The organism is Geomicrobium sp. JCM 19055 (genome assembly GCF_000698185.1).
GTDB lineage: Bacteria > Bacillota > Bacilli > Bacillales > Marinococcaceae > Geomicrobium_A > Geomicrobium_A sediminis.
This window is the reverse complement of the sequence record NZ_BAXL01000001.1, coordinates 263,416-290,358: the sequence shown is the minus strand read 5'-3', so window position 1 is coordinate 290,358 and position 26,943 is coordinate 263,416. Positions and strand designations below refer to the sequence as shown.

At 41.7% G+C, this 26,943-nt stretch carries 28 protein-coding genes, 4 pseudogenes and 1 other annotated feature; of the genes and pseudogenes, 10 read left to right on the top strand and 22 right to left on the bottom strand.

Features of this window, described 5'->3' with window-relative positions:
* Positions 1-74 precede the first annotated feature (74 nt).
* Positions 75-452, top strand: coding sequence for a single-stranded DNA-binding protein (gene ssb, locus JCM19055_RS01525; protein ID WP_305047328.1), 378 nt, complete (start codon positions 75-77; stop codon positions 450-452).
* Between the two features lie 133 nt (positions 453-585).
* Here ssb and JCM19055_RS01520 read toward each other — a convergent pair whose 3' ends face one another.
* A complete protein-coding gene (locus JCM19055_RS01520; RefSeq protein WP_042358220.1) occupies positions 586-1,026 on the bottom strand; it encodes a helix-turn-helix transcriptional regulator in 441 nt (146 codons plus the stop codon).
* A 232-nt stretch (positions 1,027-1,258) separates the two neighbouring features.
* Positions 1,259-2,080: a response regulator transcription factor gene (locus tag JCM19055_RS01515; protein WP_042358219.1), complete on the bottom strand. Its 822-nt coding sequence runs from the start codon at positions 2,078-2,080 to the stop codon at positions 1,259-1,261.
* A 359-nt stretch (positions 2,081-2,439) separates the two neighbouring features.
* On the opposite strand from JCM19055_RS01515, the gene JCM19055_RS01510 reads away from it, so the two are divergent.
* Together JCM19055_RS01510 and JCM19055_RS01505 are read left to right on the top strand one after the other, a co-directional pair.
* A complete protein-coding gene (locus JCM19055_RS01510) occupies positions 2,440-2,895 on the top strand; it encodes a LytTR family DNA-binding domain-containing protein (RefSeq protein WP_042358218.1) in 456 nt (151 codons plus the stop codon).
* Between the two features lie 4 nt (positions 2,896-2,899).
* The gene (locus JCM19055_RS01505; RefSeq protein WP_042358217.1) at positions 2,900-3,310 is read left to right on the top strand and encodes a DUF3021 domain-containing protein; all 411 of its coding nucleotides are present in this window, start codon (positions 2,900-2,902) and stop codon (positions 3,308-3,310) included.
* Between the two features lie 25 nt (positions 3,311-3,335).
* On the opposite strand, the gene JCM19055_RS22275 is transcribed toward JCM19055_RS01505, so the two are convergent.
* The 3 genes and pseudogenes from JCM19055_RS22275 to JCM19055_RS01495 form a co-directional block, all read right to left on the bottom strand.
* The gene (locus tag JCM19055_RS22275; protein ID WP_265181651.1) at positions 3,336-3,656 is read right to left on the bottom strand and encodes an alpha/beta hydrolase; all 321 of its coding nucleotides are present in this window, start codon (positions 3,654-3,656) and stop codon (positions 3,336-3,338) included.
* An 11-nt stretch (positions 3,657-3,667) separates the two neighbouring features.
* Positions 3,668-4,285 carry an alpha/beta hydrolase gene (locus tag JCM19055_RS01500; protein WP_052365763.1) on the bottom strand — a complete coding sequence of 206 codons (618 nt, stop codon included), beginning with the start codon at positions 4,283-4,285 and terminating at the stop codon, positions 3,668-3,670.
* 126 nt (positions 4,286-4,411) lie between these two features.
* Positions 4,412-5,769 (bottom strand): annotated as a pseudogene (locus JCM19055_RS01495) (aspartate aminotransferase family protein).
* 113 nt (positions 5,770-5,882) lie between these two features.
* Between JCM19055_RS01495 and JCM19055_RS01490 the strand changes: the two are divergent.
* Together JCM19055_RS01490 and JCM19055_RS01485 are read left to right on the top strand one after the other, a co-directional pair.
* On the top strand, positions 5,883-7,445 hold the full coding sequence (locus tag JCM19055_RS01490) for a PucR family transcriptional regulator (RefSeq protein WP_042358216.1): 1,563 nt from the start codon (positions 5,883-5,885) through the stop codon (positions 7,443-7,445).
* Positions 7,446-7,494: 49 nt separating this feature from the next.
* Positions 7,495-8,766, top strand: coding sequence for a globin-coupled sensor protein (locus JCM19055_RS01485; RefSeq protein ID WP_042358215.1), 1,272 nt, complete (start codon positions 7,495-7,497; stop codon positions 8,764-8,766).
* A gap of 424 nt (positions 8,767-9,190) precedes the next feature.
* On the opposite strand, the pseudogene JCM19055_RS01480 reads toward JCM19055_RS01485, so the two are convergent.
* From JCM19055_RS01480 to JCM19055_RS01455, 7 genes and pseudogenes are all read right to left on the bottom strand, one after another.
* Positions 9,191-10,254: pseudogene (locus JCM19055_RS01480) on the bottom strand (M42 family peptidase).
* A 132-nt stretch (positions 10,255-10,386) separates the two neighbouring features.
* On the bottom strand, positions 10,387-10,674 hold the full coding sequence (locus JCM19055_RS27990; RefSeq protein ID WP_052365762.1) for a hypothetical protein: 288 nt from the start codon (positions 10,672-10,674) through the stop codon (positions 10,387-10,389).
* The gene (locus JCM19055_RS27985; protein ID WP_052365761.1) at positions 10,667-11,164 is read right to left on the bottom strand and encodes a class I SAM-dependent methyltransferase; all 498 of its coding nucleotides are present in this window, start codon (positions 11,162-11,164) and stop codon (positions 10,667-10,669) included. The genes JCM19055_RS27990 and JCM19055_RS27985 overlap by 8 nt, the downstream gene beginning before the upstream one ends.
* Positions 11,165-11,645: 481 nt before the next feature.
* On the bottom strand, positions 11,646-11,969 hold the full coding sequence (locus JCM19055_RS01470) for a membrane protein (protein ID WP_042358214.1): 324 nt from the start codon (positions 11,967-11,969) through the stop codon (positions 11,646-11,648).
* A 172-nt stretch (positions 11,970-12,141) separates the two neighbouring features.
* Positions 12,142-13,593 carry a sodium:solute symporter gene (locus JCM19055_RS01465; protein ID WP_081833352.1) on the bottom strand — a complete coding sequence of 484 codons (1,452 nt, stop codon included), beginning with the start codon at positions 13,591-13,593 and terminating at the stop codon, positions 12,142-12,144.
* Positions 13,594-13,651: 58 nt separating this feature from the next.
* Complete coding sequence (locus JCM19055_RS01460) at positions 13,652-13,900, bottom strand: hypothetical protein (RefSeq protein WP_042358212.1); 249 nt, start codon at positions 13,898-13,900, stop codon at positions 13,652-13,654.
* A gap of 28 nt (positions 13,901-13,928) precedes the next feature.
* A pseudogene (locus JCM19055_RS01455) lies at positions 13,929-15,130 on the bottom strand (CaiB/BaiF CoA transferase family protein).
* 167 nt (positions 15,131-15,297) lie between these two features.
* Here JCM19055_RS01455 and JCM19055_RS01450 point away from each other — a divergent pair.
* From JCM19055_RS01450 to argS, 4 genes and pseudogenes are all read left to right on the top strand, one after another.
* The gene (locus JCM19055_RS01450) at positions 15,298-15,942 is read left to right on the top strand and encodes a GntR family transcriptional regulator (protein WP_042358340.1); all 645 of its coding nucleotides are present in this window, start codon (positions 15,298-15,300) and stop codon (positions 15,940-15,942) included.
* Complete coding sequence (locus JCM19055_RS27980; RefSeq protein ID WP_265181650.1) at positions 15,942-16,064, top strand: hypothetical protein; 123 nt, start codon at positions 15,942-15,944, stop codon at positions 16,062-16,064. Before JCM19055_RS01450 ends, JCM19055_RS27980 begins: the two co-directional genes overlap by 1 nt.
* 13 nt (positions 16,065-16,077) lie before the next feature.
* Positions 16,078-16,845: a hydroxymethylglutaryl-CoA lyase gene (locus JCM19055_RS01445; protein WP_265181649.1), complete on the top strand. Its 768-nt coding sequence runs from the start codon at positions 16,078-16,080 to the stop codon at positions 16,843-16,845.
* Positions 16,846-16,933: 88 nt separating this feature from the next.
* Positions 16,934-17,140 (top strand) — a binding site (T-box leader).
* 40 nt (positions 17,141-17,180) lie between these two features.
* Positions 17,181-18,816 (top strand): annotated as a pseudogene (argS, locus tag JCM19055_RS31030) (arginine--tRNA ligase).
* A 55-nt stretch (positions 18,817-18,871) separates the two neighbouring features.
* On the opposite strand, the gene JCM19055_RS01435 reads toward argS, so the two are convergent.
* From JCM19055_RS01435 to JCM19055_RS01405, 7 genes are all read right to left on the bottom strand, one after another.
* Complete coding sequence (locus tag JCM19055_RS01435; protein ID WP_042358211.1) at positions 18,872-19,630, bottom strand: LamB/YcsF family protein; 759 nt, start codon at positions 19,628-19,630, stop codon at positions 18,872-18,874.
* A 20-nt stretch (positions 19,631-19,650) separates the two neighbouring features.
* Positions 19,651-20,865, bottom strand: coding sequence for an NRAMP family divalent metal transporter (locus tag JCM19055_RS01430; protein ID WP_042358210.1), 1,215 nt, complete (start codon positions 20,863-20,865; stop codon positions 19,651-19,653).
* A gap of 20 nt (positions 20,866-20,885) precedes the next feature.
* A complete protein-coding gene (locus tag JCM19055_RS01425) occupies positions 20,886-21,659 on the bottom strand; it encodes a putative hydro-lyase (protein ID WP_042358209.1) in 774 nt (257 codons plus the stop codon).
* Entirely contained in the window at positions 21,659-22,687 is a 1,029-nt protein-coding gene (locus JCM19055_RS01420) for a biotin-dependent carboxyltransferase family protein (protein ID WP_265181646.1), read from the bottom strand. The genes JCM19055_RS01425 and JCM19055_RS01420 overlap by 1 nt, the downstream gene beginning before the upstream one ends.
* Positions 22,665-23,408: a 5-oxoprolinase subunit PxpB gene (gene pxpB / locus JCM19055_RS01415; RefSeq protein ID WP_042358207.1), complete on the bottom strand. Its 744-nt coding sequence runs from the start codon at positions 23,406-23,408 to the stop codon at positions 22,665-22,667. The genes JCM19055_RS01420 and pxpB overlap by 23 nt, the downstream gene beginning before the upstream one ends.
* A gap of 132 nt (positions 23,409-23,540) precedes the next feature.
* A complete protein-coding gene (locus tag JCM19055_RS01410) occupies positions 23,541-24,017 on the bottom strand; it encodes a DinB family protein (RefSeq protein WP_042358206.1) in 477 nt (158 codons plus the stop codon).
* Positions 24,018-24,073: 56 nt separating this feature from the next.
* Positions 24,074-24,499: a hypothetical protein gene (locus tag JCM19055_RS01405; protein ID WP_042358205.1), complete on the bottom strand. Its 426-nt coding sequence runs from the start codon at positions 24,497-24,499 to the stop codon at positions 24,074-24,076.
* Positions 24,500-24,780: 281 nt separating this feature from the next.
* On the opposite strand from JCM19055_RS01405, the gene JCM19055_RS01400 reads away from it, so the two are divergent.
* The gene (locus JCM19055_RS01400; protein WP_265181645.1) at positions 24,781-25,107 is read left to right on the top strand and encodes an SRPBCC family protein; all 327 of its coding nucleotides are present in this window, start codon (positions 24,781-24,783) and stop codon (positions 25,105-25,107) included.
* A gap of 138 nt (positions 25,108-25,245) precedes the next feature.
* On the opposite strand, the gene JCM19055_RS01395 is transcribed toward JCM19055_RS01400, so the two are convergent.
* From JCM19055_RS01395 to JCM19055_RS01385, 3 genes are read right to left on the bottom strand one after another with little or no spacing between them, the layout of a single operon-like run.
* Positions 25,246-25,845, bottom strand: a complete 600-nt coding sequence (locus JCM19055_RS01395; RefSeq protein ID WP_042358338.1) for a glycosyltransferase family protein — start codon at positions 25,843-25,845, stop codon at positions 25,246-25,248.
* Positions 25,846-25,890: 45 nt separating this feature from the next.
* Positions 25,891-26,472 (bottom strand): hypothetical protein, encoded by a 582-nt coding sequence (locus JCM19055_RS01390; protein WP_265181644.1) that lies wholly within the window; start codon positions 26,470-26,472, stop codon positions 25,891-25,893.
* A 4-nt stretch (positions 26,473-26,476) separates the two neighbouring features.
* Complete coding sequence (locus JCM19055_RS01385) at positions 26,477-26,863, bottom strand: hypothetical protein (protein WP_042358203.1); 387 nt, start codon at positions 26,861-26,863, stop codon at positions 26,477-26,479.
* Between the last annotated feature and the right edge of the window lie 80 nt (positions 26,864-26,943).

Here is a 26,943-nt window from a genome sequence, read left to right as displayed (position 1 = left end):
TTGTGCTACATTAAGAATACAGCAGAAAGGAGGCTCTAGAACCATAACTAGAAATGAATTGGAGGTATGCCGTATTGAATCAAGTATCACTCATTGGCAGGATGACAAAGGATCCTAATTTACAAGTAACACATGCAGGCGTGCCCTATGTAAAACTCTCTCTAGCGATTCAAAGACGCTACCGAAATGCAAAAGGAGAGTTTGATGTTGATTTTGTTCCTTGTACAGTTTGGCGTAAGCAAGCAGAATCAACCGCCCATTATTGCCACAAAGGAGCGCTCATAGCAGTCATCGGTAGAATACAGACTCGCAATTACGTCAATGAAGACGGTGAACGAGTGTTTATTACAGAGATCATCGGTGATGACGTACGATTCCTCAAGTTAAATTATGATGATTCTACTGGACACACAAAGCCCGTCAACCCTTCAGAAACAATCACCTCAACGTAACTTTTCTTACCTTTTATAGCGTACACCACTACTACCATTTCTAAAGCAACCTATTTTCCCAAGTCGACTCTCTCAGTCGTTGTATTTCCCTCTAACTATACACCCAAATGAATAAACCCCGTTCCATTCAAATTCAGGAGCGGGGCTCTTTATGTTCATCTCGGTATGCTCTCGGAGATAAACCTGTCTTGTCTTTAAATTGTCGACTAAAGTAATTCGGATCACGATATCCTACATCATACGCAAGCTGTTTTACAGACTGCCTGGTCATCGTTAACTTCTTCTTAGCAGCATCTAATCGAAAATCTCTCAGCACTTGACGGAACGTTCCTTGCTCATGTTGAACGAATAATTGTCCTAAATAGGATGGATTTCGATCAACATAGTCCGCAACATCCTTTAAGGTGAGCAACGGATTGTTATATTGTGACTTCATATAATGAAGCGCAGATTTGACAATTTCAACACTAATGGTCGTCTTTTCATTTGCTTGTAACTGTACGATCATTTGAAATGCTTCTGTGAGTATCGATAAGATTTGCTCTGCATGATCAACGTGACCTATTTCTTGCACTTTAGTAGCTAATTGAACGCCAGTTTCCCCGTCTTTTGTAATCGATGAATCTAATTCATAGTATAAAAATTCAATACAGACCGCTGTCCGCTTTTTCGTAAATAATAAACTGCGACCTTCTTCTTCATACGTATAAAGCCATTCTTTACACCACTCAATAAAACTAAATTCATCTCGATGTTGAATGAATGAAAGTAGAAGTCGATGATCTTCAATCGTTAGAAAAGGGAAATCAAAGCGTTGATCGTTTTTTTAATTGGTTTGCAAATAACACTTTTCCTTCACCGCTAAAGTATGTTTGCAAGTTCACACGTTGGCATGACAAGTATCCTTGATGATAAGTGTTTTTGCCCGTTGAAACGAAATAGCTGACAACGAGTGGGTTGTGATCATAATACGGCCATGCGTTCAGACATTCATTCGGTAGATTGTACGTTTTCGTTGATTGTTGATCAATAGTTACGAATACGCTATCTTCCGTACATGTAATCGTGTGAGTGAACGGCTGTAAAGCACTCAACTGCAATACATATTCAATGAGTAACACAGTCTCTCGATTACGCGTTCGAAACATCAGCATACTAAATTCGAGTTCGCTTTGTATCTCTTTGCCATAAATTTGTTGCAATACTCGCTCTCGTTTTGAAAGTGATGGCAGTTGAGAACTCGCCTGTAACCTGTGCGAGTCACGCTTCGTTACTGTGGAAACGACACGCTTTAAGTCATCTGCTTGGACAGGTTTAAGAAGTAATGCCTTAGCTCCAATTTCAACCGCACACTTTCCTGCCTCGAAATTCGCCTTTGAAGCTACTGCGATGATTGTACCTTGAAAACGAGCGATCGCACTTGCGAGATCTTCATGATCTTCGGTAGCAATCATATCTAACTCTATAATCACAATATCAGCTTCATTTTGGGCTAACATCACAACGGTCTCATCATAAGTCGTCGTAAAATTGCGCACAAAATGTTGGTCATCCATGGTTTCAATGACCCATTTCATTCCAATTCGGTCATTTTGATCTCGATCCGCAACGACAAACTGGGTGCTCACAATTATCAATTCCTTTTCTACCATGTGTGTTTACTTATACTTTTATTGCTACTAATTTACCATTATTATCTAACTAGTTCAATAGATTTGATGCAGGTCATAGCTCTATATTATAGATTTTATCATTAAAACATCCTGAAAAATGACCGTTAATCAAATAAATAGAGTTCATAACTAGATTAAAGACCTATTTCCAGAAATTCAAAATTATCTTTCACTACGTATGAATATTCCTTACACTATGTATAGACATCTAATCCATCAATTTCGACCACTTATGTCCTCTAGATGATCTTTCAGTCATGTACATAACGTTCGACATAAGATAGATGCGAAAATACTAAGAGGTGATCGACCATATGCGCATCGAGCTAGACTTAGATTCAAAGCACAATGAAACGAGTGTGACGATTCATGCGAAAGAATGGTCCAATCAAGTCGAATCATTTATAAAGCATGTGCATGCCTATCAAGAACCGACGACACAACGAAGAATTATTGCTGAGACCGATGATTCCTCAATTGTTCTTGAACCAAAAACAATTGACTATATTGTTGCAGAAGAACGGAAAGTGTTTGCAGTATTTGCAGGGGAACGTGCGGAAATTAAACAGAAACTTTATGAACTTGAAGAGCAGCTCGCTTCGCACCAGTTCATACGGTTTTCAAAGTCCGTTCTTGGAAACTTAAATCAAATTGAACGCTTCGAAGTTTCTTTTAACGGAAATCTCTGTGTTTTTTTTAAGTCCGGGGAAAAAGAATATGTATCACGCAAATATGTAAAGCCACTACGTCAGAAATTGTTGGAAGGATGACGCTATGATTCGTGAATTATTCTTTCGTATACTAGCTGGAATCGCAGCTGGTGGATTTATTATGTTTATTGCCTTAACGATTCTCATGATAAATGATATTAATCCAAGTTCTCATTACCTTTGGACACAAATGCTTGGCAGCATATTAATGGGCATTTACTTCGCAATCTCAGCACTTATTTTTGAAAATGACTCGATGAGCTTACTATCTGCTACGGCAATTCACTACGCTCTGTCCATCGTCGTTTGGTTTACGATTGCTTATGCTGTAGGTTGGTTTCCATTTAGCATGACAGCCGTCGCGATTGCAATTAGTACATTTACGATCCTCTATTGTATTCATTGGTTTTGTTTCTACCTATACTACAAACGAATGGAAAACAAACTCAATCAATCATTAAAGAAGCAAGGGTAAGTTGATCACGCTTACCCTTGCTCTTTTACTTTCCTGCTTTCACTTCATTAAAACGGGCTTGCAGCGCCCGTCCTGCTTCTGTTAATGCCTCTGCACCTTGTGGGACAAGATTTGCCATGCTGATAAATCCATGGACCATCCCTTTATAATCAATGTACGTAACCTCATTGCCAGCTTCTTTCAATCGCGTAGCATACGCCTCACCTTGATCTCGAAGCGGGTCATACTCTGCTGTGATAATATGCGCTGGCGGTAATCCCGTCACGTCTTCACGTACCATTGGAGAAGCAAGTGGATTAAACTTATCCTCTTTCTGACTCAAATAATGCTTACGGAAATAACTCATTGCCTCTCCCGTTAAGAACAAGCCTTCCTTGTTCTTCTCATCAGATGGATACTTTTTTTTGTAAAATCAACCGATGGATAGATTAGCAATTGATACACCGGTAACGGCTCGCTTCTTTCTTTTAACAAATGTGTGACCACTGCTGCTAGATTGCCACCAGCACTGTCTCCACCAACGGCAACTCTCTCTTTGTCGATACCAAGGACCTCTGCTTGCTCTCTGACCCAATGAACGGCATTGTAACAATCATAAACTGCAGCAGGAAACGGATATTCTGGAGCAAGCCGGTACTCCACTGAAATAACGGTCGACTGACTTGCATTTGCAATCCGACGACATACTGGGTCGTGGGAATCTAAATCACCAAGCACCCAGCCCCCACCATGAAAGTAAAGGAGTACAGGTTGAGGGGTTGTACCTTCTGGTTGATAAACTCGCACTGGAATCGTGTAACCTTCACTTTCGAAAGACAAGTTCTCTACCCGATTCACTTCTTCAACGACTTGACCGTCATCAGTACCAATTCTACGGTTCACTCTAGCCTCTTCAGGACTTAACGTTTCTAGTCCTGGTAAACCTTGTTTCTCCATCTCCTCCAAAATCGCTTTTACCGTAGGATCTAATGCCATCACAATCACTCCTCACTTATTTTATACTTAATATTCTAAATTTTCTTAGCTAAAAAAATCTATCATTATTTGTAGCACAATCAAAAAAAGGAATGCTGTGACTAAGACCACAGCATTCCTTTTACCCTACTCTATTGAAAAGACTTGTTTTAACGTGGTAGCAATAAACGTTACATCTTCATCTGTAATGGAGAGTGGTGGTGAAAGTGCAATAACATTTTGATAGCCACTCACTGTGTCAGAGTTCTTCCCGACAATTAATCCTTTTTGTTTGCAACGCTTCATCAAATCAGCGATTACTTCAGGGGCCGCTGGCACTTTCGTTTTCTTATCTTCGACAAGCTCAATACCGAGCAACAAGCCTTTTTGTCGAATGTCACCAACGAGTGGGTGACGCAAAAGGGGCTCTAATTGAGTTCTCAACTTCGTTCCTTGTACGTTTGATTGTTCAACGAGTGACTCTTTTTCCATTATTTCAAGGTTCTTAATCGCAACCTCACAAGCAGCTGGATGTCCACCAAACGTATTCACATGTCTAAAATGATCATTTTCTCCAGTTTCTTTAAATACTTCAAATAAATAAGGTTTCATTGCGGTTGCTGATAACGGTAAATACGCACTCGTAATTCCTTTAGCCATCGTCACGATATCTGGAGAAATGTCGTAATGTTGAAAAGTGAATGGCTTACCCGTACGTCCAAAGCCACAAATCACTTCATCAATAATGAGCAGTACGCCATACTTCTTACAAATGACTTCAACTTCCTTTAAATAAGACGGATGTGGCATAAGTACGCCACCACCTGTAATAATCGGTTCCATAATAACTGCTGCAACCGTTTCTGGTCTTTCCCAACGAATGGTTTGTTCAATTTCATTGGCGCAATGTTTGCTCCAACTTTCTTCAGTATGCTCCTCAGGCACACGGTATGAATCAGGTGCTGTTACATGAGTAAACCCCGGAACGAGGGGCTCATAACGATACTTGCGTTGCGGTTGGCCCGTAGCTGACAATGCCCCAAGCGTTGTTCCGTGATAAGCACGGTATCTTGAGATGACTTTATAACGTCCTTGATCACCATTTTGGTAATGATATTGACGAGCGATCTTAAACGCGGTTTCATTTGCTTCTGATCCACTGTTCGAAAACGAAAAGCGGTACTCTTCTCCAAGCCATTTATTTAATTGATCTGCAAGACGAATTGCCGGCAGATGACTTTGTGTCAGTGGATAAAAAGGCATTTTCTTTAATTGCTCATAGGCAGCCTCAGCGAGTTCCGTTCTTCCATAGCCCGCATTTACACACCACAATCCAGCCATCGCATCTAAAAAGCGGTTGCCATCAAGGTCTTCAATCCAGGCTCCTTTTGCTTTATCAACAATCATGCTCCGCTATTCTCTTGATAAGGAGTCATATGATGCCAAAGCAAACGACGATCTTTCTCAACCATTTCCTCATTTAACACGATTGTTTTGTCACTCATGCTCAAGCCTCCATCCGTTATTTTACACAAACTATACCAAATATTCTGATTGATTTCCTTTTACATGTTGTCTAATCTTATAGTTAAAGACTTGACACTTTAGGAGGCTACTTATGATCTCTGTGCAAGAGATTCTAACTCGACCCCTTTTCAAAACAGCACGAGTCGTTAGTGGTGAAGAAGGTCTTAACCGCTCGATTCGTTGGGTTCATATTCTTGATGTACCAAACTTCGAATCACTAATTCACGGTAACGAATTAATTTTAAGTACGGGTGCGGGTATTCAAAATGATAATGCTCTCCATTATGTCAAAGGGCTCATTGATCAAGGCGCAACCGCGCTTTGTTTTGAATTAGGTACACATATTCACGTTGTACCGACATCTGTTGTTCGTTATGCAGATGAACATCAATTTCCAATTATCGTCTTCGATAAGGTCGTTCGATTTGTTGATCTTACACAAGATATTCATGCGTTTCTTATCGATCGCCATCACCACCAATTGCTCGAACTCGATGAGCTGTCAAAATCATTCCAAAAGCTTACATTGCACAAACAAGGAACACTCAAGCTTATAAAGAAAATTAAAGAAGCCATACCGTATCCACTCGTCTATCTACCCTTGCAAAGCGAAATGCCTTATTGTATACCTGTAAAACCTAAAGAAGACATTCAATTTCTCCAACAACATGTAGAACGGCACCGTGATGAAGAATTCGAATCAACGTATTGGACATTTAATCATGAGACGTATTATGTACAAAAAATTGAAGCGATGGGTCAAACTTGGGGGTATTTGCTAATTGAGCACTCCGATGTAACGTCTTTTGAGAAACTCGTACTCGACCGTGCCTCGATTGCTCTTGCACAAATGATTTTGCGTCGTACGTACAATGAAGAGAAATCCCTTCTCCAAAGCAATCGGTGGATTCTGGATTTAATGAACGATCGATCGTGTAATGAACGAGAAATACTCACGACAATTGAACGTCGTTTCCCGACTGTTCAAACACCTTTTTATTACCGGATCTGTAAAGTACAACACCGTCATTCAGTTGTTGAAAACAGTGATCAGTATTACATGATCCAACGCATCCGTGCTCTGTTTGAACAAAAGGCAATACCAGTCTTTATTACAATCCATCATGATTCCATCATTCTTTTTATCATTGAATCAAAGGCATGCAACAGAGACTTTTATGATTTTTTTCTGAGCAAAATGTCTTCTACGGAAGCGCTAGACACGTTACATTTTTCATTTAGTAGCCGAAAGACGAAATTACATCACGTCAAAGAAGCATCTAGCGAATCGGAACTTGTAATTCAACTTCATCATACGTCGTTTCATACGCCTTGCTTTTATGATGAGCTCGGAATTTATCAACTCTTACTAACGATTAGCAACGACGAATTGGATCGCTTCATCCAGCAACAACTTAAGGGCCTTTATGTTGATCACGTACGAAACCGCGAAGAACTGTTGGCTACATTAAATGTATATTTGCAAAACAATTGCTCAAAACAAAAGACTGCTGAACGATTAAACATTGCACGCCAGACGCTTTACCATAGGCTATCCAAAATTGAGCACCTACTCGGATGTAAGCTGAACGAAGACTGCTTTCAACGATTATCCATTGAAGTAGCACTATGTGCTTATGAATTGAAGTCTTAAAGAACACAAATGGTTAACCGATGAATAGAGTAGGGAGGCTTGGCTTACTATGACTAATCTTGTGAAAGAAGCGCCACAATTAAAAGAAGAATTCGAAGATCTTATACAAAGTGACCACCGAGACATGATTGTTTTTACAGGGCTTACATGGGAAGACATCGAACACTTAACTCATGTTCGTTTAATCATTGAACCTCACATCACTTCTCTCGTTGACACATTTTACGAACCTATTTTGGCACAAGAACAATTGCGCGACATTATAGATCAATATTCATCTACAGAACGGTTAAAGCAAACGTTCTCGGAATACATTCTCGATATGTTTCAAGGTAAAGTTGGACAAGACTATGTAAACCGACGTATTCGAATCGGTCAAATTCACCATCAGATTGGTCTGAACGAACGGTGGTATTTAGCCGCCTACAACCACTTACAAACTGAAATGTTAACGATTCTTTTACGTGAGATGGAAACAGCGGAAGCCGTTAAAACGTATCACGCATTTAAACGTCTCTGTTCGATTGACATGCAGCTAGCCATTACAACATATATCGAATCGTATTCAACATCTTTACTACACTTCAATGAAGCACGAAAAGCTCAAAATCTAAAGCTTTCTGATACCGCTGAAAGTTTAAAAACTCAATCTGACTTGATGAAAGAAAAAGTATCAACACAAAAGCAAGAAACGGAGCGCATGACAACCTCTCTTCAACAGCTACTTAAAGATTCTCTGGCGATGAGTTCAGAAATGAAGCTCACTCAAGATGAAACAACGATGTCTATAAAGCGGTTGAATGAAATGGTTGCTGAAGTAGAGGAATCGAAAAATCAGTTAGGACACCTTCAAGAAAGCTCAATCAACATCGGTAAAATCACACAAACAATCTGGGAAATCTCGAAAAAAACCAAAGTTTTATCGCTAAATGCATCCATTGAATCATCAAGAGCTGGGGAATATGGAAGAGGATTTGCAGTAGTCGCTAGAGAAGTTGGGAATCTAGCAGCTGATACGCAATCAGCACTAGAGAGCATTCGTGCTCAAATTGCAGATACACAGACGCACGTGTCAAATGTAAATGAAGATATTACAGCATTAAGTGAGCGAGCCCTTGCGATGAACACGTTAACCGCTGCAATGAATGAACGACTAAATGAAACATCGAAACGTGTAGCATTAAACTATGAAGCCATTGAGCAATTCTCTATGTTCGTTTCAGATTATCAACACCACTTTGAAGAGTTGTTGCAAGAATTTAATTCCTTAACAACATTATCGAATGAATTAACAGACTTACAACTCACCGAACAACTTTAACAAAAAAGAACAGAGCAATCGATTGCTAGATCGATTGCTCTGTTAATTAGATTAAAAACCCGAGGAACGCGACACCAAAAATGATGAGTAAGATATTTAAGAACACAGAAAGTCCACTAATTATAATTCCTGTAATCGCTAATCCACCACCGTTTGGTTCCCGCACGGCCATAATTCCTAATACGAGTCCAACAACACCGGTTAAAAATCCAATCCATGAAACAAAAAAACGAAACGAGACCTAAGATCACTGAAGCAATTGCTTTCCCGTTCATGGTATTCCTCCTATCGAATGTACGTACTTCTGAATAGTAAAGCCTTCAAAGAGTGATTCCACATCCGTACTCCATTCAATAGACGTGCTCATTTACGTTCATCTAGACCGTGCTCTACGTGAAACATGGAATGACGTTTCTTTAGATCATCAATTTGAAGGTTCTTCGACTGGCTTTAGTCCTTCTTTTCCCTCTAAGCTCAAAATGAAACGTACGAGAAGCTCAATTTCTAGTTCAATATCCTCAAGAGAAACGACCTCTCTAGGTGCATGCATATATCGCAACGGTAGCGATACGACCGCTACAGGCACCCCGCGACCCGTAACACGTAGGCGATCGGCATCAGTACCTGTCGTTCGTGGTGTTAATTCATACTGTAAATCAATGCCATGTTCACTTGCTACACGTTCAAATAAGCCGTTAATCTTACGATTAATGGGTGCACCTATCGCAAGGACTGGTCCCTTGCCTAGTTGTACATCACCGTTTTTCTTAGGATCTGAACTCGGGTAATCGGTCGCAAATGTTACGTCAAGAGCAATCGCCATCGTCGGCTCACTTGTGCACCTGCAAAATAAGCGCCACCCATATTCGTCTCTTCATTGACGGTACTCACGCCATATACACCAACTTGAACTTTCTCACCTTGCAAGCGACGAATGACTTCCGCTACGATGTAAGCACCACTACGATTATCAAGGCCACGCGCACTAATCCTTTGGTTAAGTAACGTTTTAGGTGTTACATTGTATGTCGCCGGGTCTCCTACACGAATATATTGCATCACCTCGTCTTTTGACGTAGCCCCAATATCAATGTAAAGATCATCAACTGTAATCTTATCTTTTGCACCTCCATGGTGCTCTGCATTCGTCCCAAACGTTCCAGTAACTTCTCCACGCTCACCATGAATAGTCACTTCCATCCCTAAGGCATTCGCAGGAGAGATTCCTCCAAGTTTCTCGACATAAATAAACCCTCGTTCATCAATTGATTTCACTAAAAATCCGATTTCATCTGCGTGTCCGGCAATCAGTACTTTAAACGGCGCATTCGGATTTAAGATCGCATAAGCATTTCCAGCATGATCCGTTCTTAATTCATCCGCAAACGGCTGAACATAGTTTAACCATTTTGATTGCACTAGCTCTTCATAACCCGATGGTGACGGTGTATTGACTAATTCATATAAAAACTGATGACTCTTACTCATAGTAAACATCCTTTCTAACCTCAACAATTGTCTTTATTGTAACCGAATTCATTTATTTTTCCTAAACGATGCACAACTAAACAACGCCAATCACATGATTGACGTTGAAACGAACATTTTTATCAAGTTAGGTTACAACTTTCTTGCTCGAATTAATACAGACTCCCCTGAGAAAGACTTCACAGCTCCGCTTTCATCAATATCAATGTTGAATTTCTTCTTCTGTTCAACAGGTGTATCTTTTAATCGTTCAGTAAGTTCTTGACGGAGTTCCTTAGAAAGGTTCAAACGCTCACACCAATCGTCAAATTGAAAAACTTTCGGGAATCGTTCCAAATGCTCAACGACAAGTCCAGACTGCTCAATCATAGCGATCCATTCACTTTTCTTCCAAGCTCGATAATGACTCGGATCACGCATTTTTTTCTATTTCGTTGTAAAAGTGGTCATACTCATCAATCTCTGGTGCCGTATTGTCTAATAAATAAAAACTGCCACCAGACTTCGTCACTCGATGTACGCTTTCCAAAAACTGAATTGGAAGTTCAAAGTGATGCGCAGCAATTCTACATACCGACACATCAAACCAATCGCTTTCATAGGACAACGACTCCGCATCCCCTCGCTCAAACTGAACATTTTGATGCCCGTTCCCTGTAATAAAAGCTTCTGCAGTCGTAAGCATTTCATCGGTTAAATCCATTGCAGTCACTTCTTCTACGTAAGGCGCAACCGCATTGCTAACATGACCAGCACCTACTGCAATGTCTAGTAATGACTTCGGTTTAAGCGTTGAAATTTCTGTAACGAGTGCTGCCAAATCTTTTCCTTTCGCGTGTAGCTCACTTTTCACATAGTTCTGAGAAGAGGATGAGAACGTTTGTTGCACCGCATTTTTCTGGTTGTTCAAGATAACCACCTCTTTACCTTTATACTCATAGTTTATGGTACTAGAACGAGAAGGAATACTACGAATACTGAATGGCTACCTATAAGAAAAATGAATCATCATTAGAAAACAGACTTAAGACTTATGTCATTCTTCTTTTAACTGAATGATTATCGTTCAAATTATGAAAAACTATGATAAAAGTATTGCAATTTATCTGAATAGTGTTAGCATTGAGTGAAAGAAGGGTGCCTTCTACTTCCCCCGTAACGAGTTCACCGTATGTAAACACTTCGCAAAGAACGCTTCTAGAACATATAAGTAGCCATCCATCAGTATGACATCCATGCTAACTAACGAAACCAATGCTTACAAATATTCTACTTTTTTTGATGAATGGCCAAGAGAACAGTGCACGACTCTATTCTTTGCGCACCCTTCTTTTTTTAACCACAAAAAAAACAGTTGCCTTAAGATTAGCACCTTAGACAACCGTTCCCATTTACTTAATGATCTGAATCCCACCGATGACTGGAAGAGGCTTTCTTTTCTTCTGCACTGCGTTCACGACACCTAGAATGAACAATGCGAGGACAAATAGTGAACCGATTGGACCGATAATAAATGTCCCTATAATCGGAATCGATCCGAGAATCGCCACAATAATTCCTAAGATTAACAGCAACAATCCTTGATTCGCATGATACCTCGCAAATGGAGAATCTTTACCAGCAAGTAACGGAATAAAGAACAAAATGTATGCAACAATTCCTAAACCCATATTTTCTTCCGCATCTCGGTCCGGCGTTCGTTGTATTTCTGACATACCAACATCTCCTTTCCCTTATTAATCTTAAATACGTTTGATAATGAATCATGGTTTCATTTTTTTATGTTTTAAACATACAACATTGCTGATGGAAAGGAAAGAAGATGCTCTCGTACGTTAATTAAACGTTTGATTAACAACAAGTATGCGCAATTACACCTTCTCAGAACTACATTTGTACGCCGTTATCATGAATTGATGTTTTTGTATGAATATGCTTTTTGTAATCCTCGGATACTGGCATCATCAGTGAACCACTAACACAGACGACAAAGTTGGCAATCAAGCCAATGATCCCGCCGTGAATTCCGTAGAGTGTATTGTTTCCTGTAAGTGTCATGATCCCTGCAATTGTGGCTCCAATGACCATACCCCAGAACACTGGCGTTGCACGTAAACGCTTCCAATATAAGCCTAACAAAAAGCAGGGTGCAACTTGAATTAACAATTCAAATTTCAAAACAAAGATTTGATAAAGTGTTCCTGGTGGGTTCCATGCAATCCACAACAACAAGAAGACGACGACAATACCGACGAACTTTCCTACCTTTACTTTACGCTCATCTGTTGCGTTAGGATTGATGTACTTCCCATAAATATCATGGGACACCATAGATGAGAAACTCAGTAATACTGAATCCGCAGTAGAAACAATCGCACCAACGATTCCACCGAAGAAGATAATCATCATCCAATAGTAGAACGAATTCATAGCAGCAATATCATTCGCAAGTATACCAATCACTTGCTCAGATTGTCCGGTATCCATTCCAGGATATAAAACGATACAAATAATCCCAACAACAAAGACTAGACCAGTCGTAATTGGAGGCATCCAAGCCATGCGCGCAAATGATCGTTTCAATGTACGCTCACTCTTTGCTGAGTAAATTCGTTGCACAGCATGTGGATATACGGCAGCACCAATACCTGCTAGAAGAATCATACTAATCCAGTTTATGTTCGTCTGTAAATCAGGTACTCCAATCTTCTGCGGTTCTGTCGCTGCAATCGATTCTGAAATTCCGCTAAGACTGCCCCCCGCTAACGCTAAAGCACCGATTAGTACAACAAAAATACCTACAAGCAAGATAATTCCTTGAAGTACATCAGTGACTGCAACCGCTCTCATTCCACCGAGCCACTCATAGATAAGCATAACGACGATAAATCCTATAACTGCATACCCATATGGGATTGCTCCAGCCGTTAAACCAGAAACAGCATGACCAATGGCTACAAGTTGTTCTAATAAGTAATTCCCTAATCCCCAAAGCATGAGCAAGATTGCAACGATCGTTACGCGCTTCGACTCAAAACGGTAACTAATCCAATCCGTTGGTGTTACGAACTTCGCTCGCTTCGCAATGACGTACAACCTCGGTGCAAAGATGAGGTATACACCAATAATCGCTGTCATAAACGGTATTGATTGTAACCACGAGAAGCCTTCCCTGTAGGCTGTTGGGGCGTAACCGACAATCGTATTTCCGCTATATTGTGTCGCATAAAGTGTGAAAAACAACGTAATAAACCCTAAGTTTCGTCCCGCAAGATAATACTCTCCAACGCTTTTCCCTAACTTCTTTCCTCTTCCCGCGATCCAGCCGATGACAATCATGAGTACGGCATATGCACCTAGTATGATCAGGCATCAGTACCGCCAAATTGCAACTCCATTATGATTGTCTCCTCTCTTTTTCAAACTCTTCTTCCTCTTCATCTTCTATTAAGTTCCACTGCGTCATACAGAGCCAACTCAAATACGCACAAAGAATTAGTGACAATCCAACACTAATGAGCGCCCAAAACGGAATACCTAGAATATACGGTTCGATCATCCCTTCAGGTAAATACCACGGAGCATTAAACAGAATCAATAACACAAAACCTACCCAAATCCACTTCTTCTGAATGGGTTCTTTCATCCAAATCCCTCCTTTTCGACTGATTTGTTTAAATGACACCACGCGCTTGCAGTTGCTCTATTTTCTCACTCGTCATCCCTAGCATCGACTGATAGATCGCTTCATTTGCTTCGCCTGGCTTTACACTACCCGCATGATCGATTTGCCCTGGTGTACGACTTAACTTCGGTACAACTCCAGGCATCGGAAACTCTCCAAGCTGTGGATGTTCTGTTTTCACGATCATGTCTCGAGCTGCATAATGCGGGTCTTTAACAATATCTGCTGCACTATAGATTAGCCCCGAAGGAACGCCTTGCTCCTCTAACGCTTCAAGCACATCCTTTGCAACGAGAGTTTTTGTCCAGCGCTCAATAAGAGCATCTAACTCTTTTTGATTCTTTCCACGAGCAAGATGTGTTTTATAATCATCATGCTCAGCAAGTTCTGGTTGTCCCATCGCTCTCGTAAGCCTTGAAAACACTGCATCTGCATTTGCGCCAATTACCACATACGTATCGTCTTTTGTACGATAAATGCTTGAAGGTGCGACACCCGGAAGAATATTGCCCGTTCGCTCTCGTACATAATCGGCTAGTAAGTAATCTGGAATCATACTTTCCATGACGGAGAACACCGACTCATAAATGGCCGTATCAATCATCTGCCTTCCCCTGACTTGTGTCGTTCTTCAATCGCTGTTAAACAACCAATTGTCGAGTACAATGCCGCTAATGTGTCTCCGATTGATATACCTACTCGAGCTGGCGGACGATCTTGGAATCCAGTTACGTAACGAAGACCACCCATCGCCTCACCAATACTTCCAAACCCTGCACGATCTTTGTAAGGACCTGTCTGACCGTAACCCGTTGTTCTCATCATAATGAGACGAGGATTAATTTTCCTAAGATCTTCGTAACTGAGCCCCCATTTTTCCATCGTGCCTGTTCTGAAATTTTCAATGACAACATCTGAATTCTCTGCCAATTCTTTGAACACAGTTTGACCTTCTTCTGTCCGTAAGTTCAACGTAATCGATTTCTTATTGCGTGATTGCACCGGCCACCACAATCCAACTCCATCTCTTTCTTTTCCCCACTGTCTCATCGGATCAGGCTTATCTGGTGGTTCAATCTTAATTACTTCTGCACCAAAATCCGCAAGCAAACGTCCAGCAAATGGGCCGGCTAACAACGTCCCAAGCTCTAGTACACGAATGCCTTTAAGGGGCATAGACGTCTCATTCATTCCCATCACTCCTGATTGAATATTAAGAAAACAATAGCACCATTGTATACAAAAGGTCAATAATAATTTAAAATAACATCGTGTAAACGCTTTATTGTATACAGAAGAAGATTTACATTTTGTTGTTTTCTCAACATTCAGCTACAATAAACGAAGAGGTGTTGGCTTTGAATGTTTATGAACGTATGAAACAAGCGTTAATTACGGGAAAGTACAAACCAGGAGATCGCTTAACCGAAGAAGCGTTAACCGAAGAATGGAAGGTGAGTCGTACACCGATTCGTAGCGCATTGAAGCAATTAGAGTTTGACGGGCTCATCACCCCGCTAAAGCGAGGGTACATCGTGCGTTCCTTTTCACAAAATGATATCCGTCAAATCTATGATGTGCGGTCTTTACTCGAAGGCTACGCTGCTAGTTTGAGTGCCATTCATCGAACAGAGCAAGACCTGTCCGACATGCACAAGGCAAACGAAGATTTTAAAACGATTATCATGAGTCGAGGGACAAATAAAACAGAACATATTCAAGATGTATTAAAGAAAAACCACAAGTTCCACGACACTGTGATTCGAGCTAGCAAAGACCCACATACTGAAGATCTCATCCGTAAGGTCGTTGTTTTACCTCTAGTGTTCCATTCATTTTATTGGTTTGAACAACGGGGACTAGAACAGTCGTTTGAACTACATGAAGTCATTATACGTGCGATTGAAGACCAAGATAGCGCTCGCGCAAGGAGTGCAATGCATGAACATATTTATCAAGGAAGAGATCGTGTCCTTGAACAACTAAAAAGGAGTGATTTGTGATGATTACACTTTGTGAGGTTGGACCAAGAGACGGATTACAGAATGAACCGAAGCATGTGCCTACAGAGGACAAGGTTCAATTTATTGAGCAAGTCGTAGATGCTGGCGTAAAAAAAAGTTGAAGCTGTATCGTTTGTGAACCCTAAAGTCGTTCCACAAATGGCTGATGCGGAAGATGTAATGAAAGCGATCAACAAGCGTAACGGTGTCACGTATGCCGGACTCGTGTTGAGCCGTTCAGGGCTTGAGCGTGCGATTGAGACAGATGTCGATTTACTACACGTCGTCGTCGCAACGAGTGACACGTTTAATCAGAAAAATGCGAGGAGAACCGTTGAAAAAGGCGTTGAGGAGAACAGTGCCGTCATCCGGGATGCGAAAAATGCCGGACGACCGTCTGCAGCTGTGTTAGCTACAAGCTTTGGATGCCCTTATGAAGGTCATGTTGATGAAACAAAAGTGTTACACGTCGTAGAGCGTTTCTTAAACGCTGGCGCGACTGAAATTGTTCTTGCCGATACGACCGGAATGGCGAACCCAACTAAAGTAAAGCAGATGGTGCGATTATTTAAAGAAAACTTTGGCGCTGATACACCCCTTGGATTGCATTTTCATAATACACGTGGACTTGGATTAGCCAATGTCGTTGCTGGTTACGAAGAAGGCGTTACGACATTCGATGCTGCTTTAGGGGGGCTCGGTGGCTGTCCATTTGCACCAAATGCCGTTGGCAATGTCGCTAGTGAAGATCTCATCCATATGTTGCATGAAATGGGCATTGCAACAGACGTTGATTTAGAAAAACTACTCAAAACCGCGAACTGGCTAGAACGCGTGATGGGCAAAACACTTCCTGGCATGGTCATGAAAGCAGGCCCTGCATATGAAACGACAAAAAGCTAATGTTATGAAGAATGAGAGGTCCAGTTTTCTTCGTTCATGAAGATGAGTGCTTGACAAACAAGAAAATTCCGATAGAATAAATCTCACTATACAATCGACGATGAAGAGAGTAGCGATGATGTTCACTCACAGCGAGCCGGGTTTGGTGCAAGCCGGCAGGAACAGAATCGTGAAGCGGACTTCTAAGATGCTGTTCTGAACATTTGAGTACGAACAGCCGGCAATCACACCGTTATGTGAAAGTGAACGTTTCATACGTTAACGAGAGTGGTACCGCGGGACCCCCGCCTCTTTTTTTGAGGTGGGGGTCTTTTCGTCGTAAAAAGGAGCGTTTTATGAATTTGCTAAAAGAAGAACTAGCAAACGTCTTATCGTTAGGACTGTCCGTTCCCATCTCATCACAACTGTTTGAATACCCAAAACAACCGATCCATGGTGATCTCTCTATTCCTTGCTTCACACTCGCACAAGAACTAAAAATGTCGCCACATACTATTGCATTACGTATTCAAACGATACTTTCTGCCGTTACGAGTATCGACAAAGTCGACGTCATCGGAGGTTATGCTAACGTGCATTTCAACCGTACAACATTTGCTGATTTGTTATTTTCTAAGAAAAAAAGAGAAGATCACACATCAAGGAACCGTTACGATTGATATGTCGTCACCAAACATTGCCAACCATTCTCGATGGGACACCTACGATCGACCGTCATCGGTGAATCCATCGCTCGTTTGTACGAAAACCAAGGGTACACGGTCGTTCGCATTAATCATATCGGTGACTGGGGTACTCAATTTGGAAAGTTAATCGCCGCGTACAAAGAATGGGGCGTACAAGAAGAGGTCGAAAAAGCTCCAATTCAAGAATTGTTAAAACTGTATGTACGTTTCCACAAAGAAGGTGACGAAGCTGATGGCAGACGATGGTTCTACGAACTTGAACGAGGAAACGAAGAAGCGCTTAGCCTTTGGAAATGGTTTAAAACTGTGTCTCTATCGTCTTTTCAAGGCATCTATACAAAACTCGGTGTAGCCTTTGATTCCTACAACGGTGAATCGTTTTATAATGATAAAATGCAAGATGTCATTGAACAGCTTGAAAGTCACCACTTACTCGAACAATCCGAAGGCGCTCAAGTCGTCTCACTTAATCAAGAGCATTTGCCCCCATGTCTTATCAAGAAATCAGACGGAGCAACGCTTTATGCTACACGTGATCTTGCAGCAGCGATCTATCGTAAACAAACGTATCAGTTACACGTTCACTCTATGTCGTCGGTAATGAACAAACTCTTCATTTTAAACAGCTAAAAGCTGTCTTACGTAAGCTCGGTTATGAATGGTCTGAGCAAATGGAGCATATCAACTTTGGGATGATGCGTCTTGAAGGGAAAAAGATGAGCACTCGAAAAGGCAGTGTTGTCTATCTTGAGGACGTCTTATCCGAAGCGACTACTCTCGCTGAGCAGTACATGCAAGAAAAGAATCCTATCTCCCAAACCGCCAAGAAGTCGCCCGTCAAGTCGGTGTAGGCGCGATTATTTTTAACGACTTGAAAAATGACCGTAAAAACGATATTGATTTTTCGTTAGAAGACACACTTCGTTTTGAAGGTGAAACAGGTCCTTACGTACAATACACTCACGTTCGTACGTATTCATTACTACGTGAAAAGTCCTATACGTGGCAAGACGGTCAAACTGTTGAAGATGAAGCTTGGGAATGCCTAATTGTCCTCTCTAAACTAGAGGAAACAATCGCACGAGCGCTTGATACCCACGACCCTTCGCTTGTCGCTAGATACGTTTTGTCACTTTCACAAGCCTTTAACCGTTACTACAGTCAAACGCACATTCTAAAAGACGATGACCATTTACAAAACCGCTTAAGCCTTGTCGACGCAATTAACGTAGCGATCAAAGAATGCTTACACTTTCTCGTCATTGAAGCACCCAAAAAGATGTAGTCTCTAACATTAAAAGCAAACGGCCATTCTACTAACGAATGGCCGTTTCACATGATTACTTGAACGCTTGTACTGTAATTCCCGCTGCTTCAACTTGCTCACGCACTTGCTTTGCAAAGGCTAAGGCATGTGCACCATCTCCATGAATACAAACGGTGTCAGCTTGAATGGCAATGTCTTTTGATTGTACCGTTTTTACTGTATGCTCAGTAACCATACGAATGACTTGTTCACTCGCGACATTCACATCTTCAATTAAAGCATTCGTTTCGCGACGTGACGTCAGCATACCGTTGTTCTGATACGTCCGGTCGGCAAATACTTCACTTGCCGTTTGAAGTCCTACAGCTTCTCCTGCTTCGATCAGCTTACTTCCAGCAAGTCCGAACAAGATGAGCTGGTCATCGATGTCATACACTGCTTTGGCAATGCCGTTTGCAATTTCTTCGTTTCCTGCTGCCATATTGTAAAGTGCACCATGAGCTTTTACGTGTTGAAGGTGACCACCTTCAGCTTTGGCAATGCCCATTAATGCACCGACTTGATATTGTACCAAGTCATACGCTTCATCAAACGAAAGATCCATTGAGCGACGCCCAAAGCCAATCAAGTCTTGCAAGCCAGGATGTGCGCCTAAACGAACGTTGTGCTCTAAAGCGAGCTTTACCGTTTTTCGCATCGTACTTGCATCTCCTGCATGAAAACCACAAGCAATGTTTGCAGAGGTAACGTAAGGCAAGATTTCCTCATCAGTTCCTTTGACATACGTCCCAAAGCTTTCTCCCATATCACAGTTCAAATCAACGTTAACCATTGTTTCTCCTCCTGTTCAAATTAGAATAAGTCCAATATTCCTCTAAATGCAATGATACTTGCACCTACAGTTACAACCGCCGTAATCGCCCCAAAAATAATAAGCCACGTCGGATGTTTGTAATCTCCAACAATTTTCTTTTTACGTGAGGCAACGAGGATTGTCACTAAGATAATTGGCAAGATCATACCGTTTAAAGCCCCTGCAATAATGAGTAGCTGGACTGGTTGACCAATGAGTATGAAGATTGTAGCTGAAATCGTTATAAAACCCGCAATAAACCAGCTGTTATACTTTTCGAAAACAGGATGGAACGAACGCAAGAAGGACATGCTCGTATACCCTACACCGATTACTGAACTAATGGCTGCAACGAACAATACAACACCAAACATGTAATAGCCAATATCACCAAGGCCTACAAGAAAAGCAGTAGACGCCGGGTTGTTCTCATCTAACGTGAAACCTGCACTAACGACGCCAAGGAAAGCGAGGAATAAAAAGATTCGCATAACCCCTGTCGTTAAGATTCCATATGACGCTGCACGGCTTACAAAACCAACATTCTCTTTCCCCGTTACACCCGCATCGACAAGTCGATGACCACCCGCAAATGAGATGTATCCACCTACGGTTCCCCCAACGATGGTAACAATAGGTAAAAGCAGAATCATCCAGTCTTCAGGAACAAACGTACGAATTAATGCCTCTTGATATGGGGGATCTGTTGAAAACATTACATACCCTGTCATGACAATCATGATAAGACCAAAGATCTGCATCAGCTTGTCCATGACTTTACCGTAATTCTTTATTGAGAAAATAATAATAGTAATGACTGCTGTAATCCCTGCACCTAATGCAGGCGGAAAATCAAAAAGCACGTTGAGTGCAAGGCCTGCACCACCAAGGTTTGCGATATTAAAAGCAAAGCCTCCAAAAATAATCAATCCGGCAATGACAAATCCTAAACCAGGTAACACGTTGTTCGCAATTTCTTGCCCCCGCATCCCCGAAACCGAAATGACACGCCAGATGTTTAGCTGCACACCGATATCAATAATTAATGAAACGACAATCGCAAATGCAAAGCTCGCCATAAACTGCTCTGTAAATGTCGCCGTTTGCGTAAGAAATGCTGGACCAATTGCAGAAGTAGCCATTAAAAAGATGGCACCTCGCAAAAAGCGATTTCGTTCCTTATCTGTCAATTGTCGTTGTAAATTTGCCCCCATGAGCTTGTTTCCTCCTAGCGCTACAGCACACCTAGCGTTTCATTTTTTACATTCGTAATATACATATGCCCTGGAGCATGAGTGATCATACTTAAACCATTTGCCTTTGCTGCAGCCTGAGGAGTAACGCCACAAGCCCAAAACACCGGAACTTCGCCTTCTTTAATCGTTACAGCGTCCCCATAATCAGGCGTTTGGATGTCATCAATACCAATAGCTTTAGGATCGCCAATATGAATCGGCGCACCGTGAACATCTGGAAAACGTGAAGTCACTTGGACAGCACGTACCGCGTCTTGCTGTGACATCGGACGCATACTAACGACCATTGGACCACTGAAAGGCCCTGCAGGAATGGTGTCAATATTCGTTTCAAACATCGGAACATTGCACTTCTCTTCATTGTGGCGAATTGGAATGCCATTTTGTCTTAGCGCTTCTTCAAACGTAAAACTACACCCGAGCAAGAAAGCGACCGAATCTTCGGTCCAATACTCCGTCACGTCGTTGACAGACTTCACGAGTTTCCCCGCTTCATACACTTGATACTTCGGAAGATCCGTACGTAGATCGTTTTGATGCCCGGTCAATACTGGTTTCGGTGAGCCGACATCCGTAACGTCAAGAATTGGACATGCTTTTTTGTTACGTTCACAATAGACGAGAAAATCAAACGCATACGCTTTATCGAGAACGACAAGGTTTGCTTGTGCGTAACCGTCAGCAATGCCCGATGTTGGTGTTGTGAATGAAGCACTTCTGATCTCTTCCATAACAGCTTCTCGCTTTTTCATTACACACCCGCTCCTTTTAAACATTCGTTCCAACGCAAACGAATTCCGGCTTTTCGCTCAGTCATTGATCGTTCTTGTTGTACATACAAATCTTCTGCTTCTTTAAATGAGACAAGTTCAAAACGCATCGTTTCTGTTGGCCTCAATTGTGCCAAACGCGAAAGGTCCGCAGCAATTACTTGTGCCATGCGTGGGTAACCGCCGGTCGTTTGACGATCCGCCATTAAAATCATCGGCTTCCCTTCACTTGGAACTTGCACAGTACCGAAATCAACCGCTTCTGAAAGTACGTTAAAGGCATCCTTTAATTCGAGCGTTTCCTCCGCTTCAAAACGATAGCCCATTCGATCTGATTGTGTCGTTAAGAAATACTCTGTATGAATGAGCTTCTTCTGACTATCTTCTGTAAAACGGTCCCAGTGAGTTCCTTTAAATATACGAATGCTTTGGTTCGATTCTTCATCCAATCGTAATGAATTGGCTCCCCATTTAAGTGCCTTCACGAACCCACCAGCTTGTTCTTTCATCCAATTAAAGTACTTATGATTTGTTTCTTGAATTGCCAATACGTCGCCCTTTTGCAACGCTCGTCCTTCAAAGCCACCAAAGCCTGCGCGCAAATATGTACTATGACTATCCATTACTTGAGGAACATTAAAGCCACCAGCTACAGCAACGTACGCACGAATTCCGTGTTTAATGGGCTTAAATGAAAGCATTTGACCTTTAGGAATGAAAAGAGGGACACCTAAGCTGTATTCTTTTCCATCAATGACTGGTTGCATGCCCGCACCTGTAACTGCAAGTAGAGCATCGGTTTCAAACTTTAACGAGGGACCCGCAATCGTTAGTTCAAGAGCAGCGGCAAATTCATCGTTCCCGACGAGTTGATTGGCAGTGCGCAACGAAATCGTGTCCATCGCACCACTTTGCAACACACCTTGACGCAAATAACCAAATCGACCGATGTCTTGTACTGTCGTCTGCACCCCAGGCTTTACGACTTCAACTGTCATGGCTCTTTTCACTCCTTTCCTTAAGTTCGACAAACGCGTCTTTAGAAATAGGTTTAAACGTAACTTGATCACCCGATTGCAATAAGCTTGGCACATCCCTATTTACATCAAACAACTTCAACGGTGTTTGACCTATCAATTGCCATCCCCCAGGTGTTGCCATGGGATACACACCCGTCTGGTGCCCTGCAATTCCAACGGATCCAGCAGGAACCTTTTCTCGAGGCTTCGATTTTCTCGGTGTGGCAATGCGTTCATTCATCCCACCGATAAAGGGGAATCCAGGCGCAAAACCAATCATATAGACGAGATACGTGCGCTCTGAGTGAAGTTGAATCACTTCATCTGTTAATAAACCGTTGGCGTGTGCAACTTCTTGCAAGTCAGGGCCATATTCTCCACCGTATAAAACAGGAATTTCGATTTTATTTGCTTCTAAGCTATTTTTCTTTGCGTACTCTAGCTGATCAATTCGCTCCTTTAACTCTACAATGACCTGTTGTTGAATTGTAGTTTCATTATTCGTTTTTATAACTTTCAAAGGATTATAGAAAAACGTAATGCCAGTATAACTTGGTACCGCTTCAACATACCCCTGAAACGGTTGCTCATCGATTACTTGCATAAACTGACTAACACGTGCATGCAGTTTTGGATCAATACCATCACCAAATTTAACCGTTACTGCTCGTTCACTTAATTCGTAAAACTCAGCCTCTTTATATACTGCCATCAAGGACCTCCTTCACGTCTCCAGAAAGAAATTATCACTATATTAGCATAATAAACGGACGTCTCCAACGTAGTACCTTCTAATACCAGGTCATAAAAAACAGGCTAGACCAAACGGTCTAACCTGTCACATTTACATTTGGCCCTCTTTTGTAGGGCCCATAACGCCTGGCACTTGTAAGCCAGCTTGACGTAGCAATACAGTCATTTGGCCACGGTGGTGCGTCTGATGATTTACGAGCGTACGTAACAATGCTCCACGTGGAACATCTTGTCCCATCGCTTCAACCGTTTCCAACATCAAATCATCAGTAAGCTCACGCTTCACTGCCTCAACCGTATTGTCGACAGTCTGTTGGTAGCCGTCACGAATAGACGCAACTTGTGAAGGCACGTCATTGCCATCTCCAACAGAATTCACCTTCACACCAAAGAGACTTAAAAAGAACGCCGGTGATGTTGCCAAATGCCAAGCTAACCAACCTAGTGAACTATGCCCTTCAACGATTGACACGTCAAGCTTCTCATCCGTAATCGCTGCAATGACTGCTGCTGTCCCACGAGATTCTTGTGTCCAATCTTGGATAAAATCTTCTACAGTTCGGTACATGAATGTATCACTCCTTGTACAGAATCATAGCGTACTGACTCTCTCCAATCAAATCCTTAGTCTTCAATCATTGACTGGTGAACAGCTGTGCCATCGACAATTACAATTAAATCAATTGGACGCTCGTCGATTGCTTCTGTTACATCTGACTCAAGTCGTTCGAATAGATCATCGTTCGCCTCATCTTCTGATACAGATAATGTAAGGTCAACATTTACAAACTCTTCGCCTTCATATACGACTAATGCTTCTTCAACTTCATCTAATTGTTCTAGCGTTTCGGCTGTATCAGCATCCGTTTCGTTGCCACCTACGCTAACGTCATCCGATTCTTCTGTCGTACTGTCATCAGCGTCTGTTTCTTCGGTCTCTTCCGTTTCAGTGTCCACATCTTCTGTCTCATCCACTTCGTCATTTCCACAAGCAACGAGTGCGATAGATAACAACCCTACGGTCATTGTCCATTTTAACGGTTTTAACATGTTGTCCACTCTCCTTATCAAACTATCCAAATTATATCGGACAAAAGTAGTGAAAACAAAGTAGGAGAACTAGATTTTCACAATCTTACAAAGAAGCTGTGTTTAGATGCGTACAAACGGGTAGAAAAGAGAAGAGGAGGCGTTCCGCATGCGCTTATACACATTGCACAAAAAAACAAGTGTTACCACTATCTAAGCAAGAGGCTTGGGAATTTTTCTCTGATCCTAGCAAACTATCATCCATAACACCTGGTGATATGAAGTTTGATATGAGATCTCCCATGTCACGAGCAATGCACCCAGGAATGATTATTCACTATGACCTTAAACCGCTCCCTGCATTTCCTGTTCAATGGGTAACCGAAATTACTCACGTCATAGAGGAGCAGTTATTTGTTGATGAACAACGATTCGGTCCCTTTCGTTTTTGGCATCACCAACACCACTTTAATGATCACCCCTTAGGTGTTGAAATTGAAGACATCATTCACTACGTACTCCCCTTCGGACCCCTCGGCACACTTGCTCACCGTATGTTAGTTGAGAAACGACTCGAAGAAATATTTGAATTTCGAAAGCAACAATTATCGCAAGCATTCAGGTCATAAACCTATGAATTCAAAAAAAGAAGCAGTTTGGTTAACATATCATTTTCGTTAACCAAGCTGCTTCTTTTCAATTTCGGACTGCTAACTTCCACGTAATAAATTGTCTACGATACTGTTCATAAGCCCGTTGATCGAACTCTACCCCGCATTTATGATAAACCAAGGTGAATCTTGATGAGGCACAATCACGTCTAATCCAGCTTTTTGAAACAAAGAAGATTGACTAACATCATAAAAATGCCAACCATCAAATTGCTCATCCCACGGTAAATCATACTGTGTTGCCATCACGAGACCGTCGATTGCTTCTACTCGTTCATAACGTTGACGGGGATTTTGGAATGAAAGAACACCAATCGTATTCCTTTCTTCAATGACAACACCATATAAATCTCTCTGATTTGCATCCCACCAGACGCCATGAGGAGGGAGATTATTCGTTCCGCATACACCAATCATCCCTACCTCAGATGCTTCAAAGAGCGATTTCATATGATAGAGGAGCTGCTTTTCAATCATCCATGCATCTTGGTGATGATAGATTTTGTACTTTCCCTTGGCCTTACGCATCGCCTCGTTATATCCCGACACCATACTCTTCGCTTCTTTCATCACGATCTTTTCAACTGTAAATCCTTCAGGAACATAAAGTGCATCAATGTGCTTTTCACACACATGATACATGTCTTCATCATTCACGCAACAAATAAAAGAAAATACCGATGCATCGTTGCTCATACGACTCACCTCAATGATACTGTATGAATCATTGCCGTTGTCCTATCACAATACATTCGTCACGACATACAAAATCGGGAGAGTGAACGCTAATGAACACATGCTTACTACCCATGCAGCATTCGCAAGATCAACATCCAATTTGAACAATTGAGGCGGAACGAGAGACGAAACCGCTGGTGGCATGGATGAAAGAATGAGCACGACGTAGAGAATGATTCCATTTCCATAGTTTCCAAGACCAATGAAGTAAGCAATGCTCGTCACCGTAATTGGAACGATGATGTGCTTAATAAGCGCAATCGATCCACTCGGTTTCATATACGTTCGAACGGCACCGAGCTTCATTGAAAATCCAACAGGCACTAATAAAAGAATTGCTGAAAGCGGGACGAGAATGCTGTTAATCGTATCGTAAAATGTTCCATACTCAAGCGGCGAAAAGTTAAGTAGCGCCCCAATACAAAGCGCAGAAAAGGTCACCATAATGAAGGGGTCCTTTATAATTTTCTTAATACCTGAAGAGGATGAAACGTGTCGCAATGGACCAAATGATTTCGCAATCGGATAACAAATGGCATAATATACAATTTCTTCGAACAAACGAAACAAAATCACAAACGGCAATGCTTCAATCCCGATAAAAAAATACGGAAAACAACGCACCAAAGCTCCCAAGATTAATAAAGGCGCCGGCAAGAAACATGGACCCTGTTTGCTCCCTCGTAAGACCGTGAATCTTCGAAGCGACCAGTGCCAAACCGCCACCTAGAAAAATCGTAAAGACACCGATCACAGGAAGTATTAAAAATTCTGTTTGACTAAAGTCAACGTTCCAAAATGCACCGATTAACACAATAGGCATAAGACCAAGTAGAACGGTGAAAGTTAACACACGTAACACTTTCGCAACTGGAACCCACGCTGGCATATACCCTTTTATCGTGTAAATGCGTATGCCTCTGCCAATTCCAAGCCCAAATAGGATGAGCGCAAACACAGACAACAGTGACCCCATCGTTATCCTTCTTTCTGTAAGATCTCTCGTGAAGTTTAGTATAAATACAGAGCCATCATATGATAAATCGAAAAGACTCA

Coding starts and splice junctions, on each gene's coding strand:
- JCM19055_RS01510 (WP_042358218.1), top strand. CDS start 2,440: ATGCGCATCGAGCTAGACTTAGATTCAAAGCACAATGAAACGAGTGTG.
- JCM19055_RS01505 (WP_042358217.1), top strand. CDS start 2,900: ATGATTCGTGAATTATTCTTTCGTATACTAGCTGGAATCGCAGCTGGT.
- JCM19055_RS22275 (WP_265181651.1), bottom strand. CDS start 3,656: ATGAGTTATTTCCGTAAGCATTATTTGAGTCAGAAAGAGGATAAGTTT.
- JCM19055_RS01500 (WP_052365763.1), bottom strand. CDS start 4,285: ATGGCATTAGATCCTACGGTAAAAGCGATTTTGGAGGAGATGGAGAAA.
- JCM19055_RS01490 (WP_042358216.1), top strand. CDS start 5,883: ATGATCTCTGTGCAAGAGATTCTAACTCGACCCCTTTTCAAAACAGCA.
- JCM19055_RS01485 (WP_042358215.1), top strand. CDS start 7,495: ATGACTAATCTTGTGAAAGAAGCGCCACAATTAAAAGAAGAATTCGAA.
- JCM19055_RS27990 (WP_052365762.1), bottom strand. CDS start 10,674: ATGCGTGATCCGAGTCATTATCGAGCTTGGAAGAAAAGTGAATGGATC.
- JCM19055_RS01470 (WP_042358214.1), bottom strand. CDS start 11,969: ATGTCAGAAATACAACGAACGCCGGACCGAGATGCGGAAGAAAATATG.
- JCM19055_RS01465 (WP_081833352.1), bottom strand. CDS start 13,593: ATGATTGTCATCGGCTGGATCGCGGGAAGAGGAAAGAAGTTAGGGAAA.
- JCM19055_RS01460 (WP_042358212.1), bottom strand. CDS start 13,900: ATGAAAGAACCCATTCAGAAGAAGTGGATTTGGGTAGGTTTTGTGTTA.
- JCM19055_RS27980 (WP_265181650.1), top strand. CDS start 15,942: ATGATTACACTTTGTGAGGTTGGACCAAGAGACGGATTACAGAATGAA.
- JCM19055_RS01435 (WP_042358211.1), bottom strand. CDS start 19,630: ATGGTTAACGTTGATTTGAACTGTGATATGGGAGAAAGCTTTGGGACG.
- JCM19055_RS01430 (WP_042358210.1), bottom strand. CDS start 20,865: ATGGGGGCAAATTTACAACGACAATTGACAGATAAGGAACGAAATCGC.
- JCM19055_RS01425 (WP_042358209.1), bottom strand. CDS start 21,659: ATGAAAAAGCGAGAAGCTGTTATGGAAGAGATCAGAAGTGCTTCATTC.
- pxpB (WP_042358207.1), bottom strand. CDS start 23,408: ATGGCAGTATATAAAGAGGCTGAGTTTTACGAATTAAGTGAACGAGCA.
- JCM19055_RS01410 (WP_042358206.1), bottom strand. CDS start 24,017: ATGTACCGAACTGTAGAAGATTTTATCCAAGATTGGACACAAGAATCT.
- JCM19055_RS01405 (WP_042358205.1), bottom strand. CDS start 24,499: ATGTTAAAACCGTTAAAATGGACAATGACCGTAGGGTTGTTATCTATC.
- JCM19055_RS01400 (WP_265181645.1), top strand. CDS start 24,781: ATGTCACGAGCAATGCACCCAGGAATGATTATTCACTATGACCTTAAA.
- JCM19055_RS01395 (WP_042358338.1), bottom strand. CDS start 25,845: ATGAGCAACGATGCATCGGTATTTTCTTTTATTTGTTGCGTGAATGAT.
- JCM19055_RS01385 (WP_042358203.1), bottom strand. CDS start 26,863: ATGGGGTCACTGTTGTCTGTGTTTGCGCTCATCCTATTTGGGCTTGGA.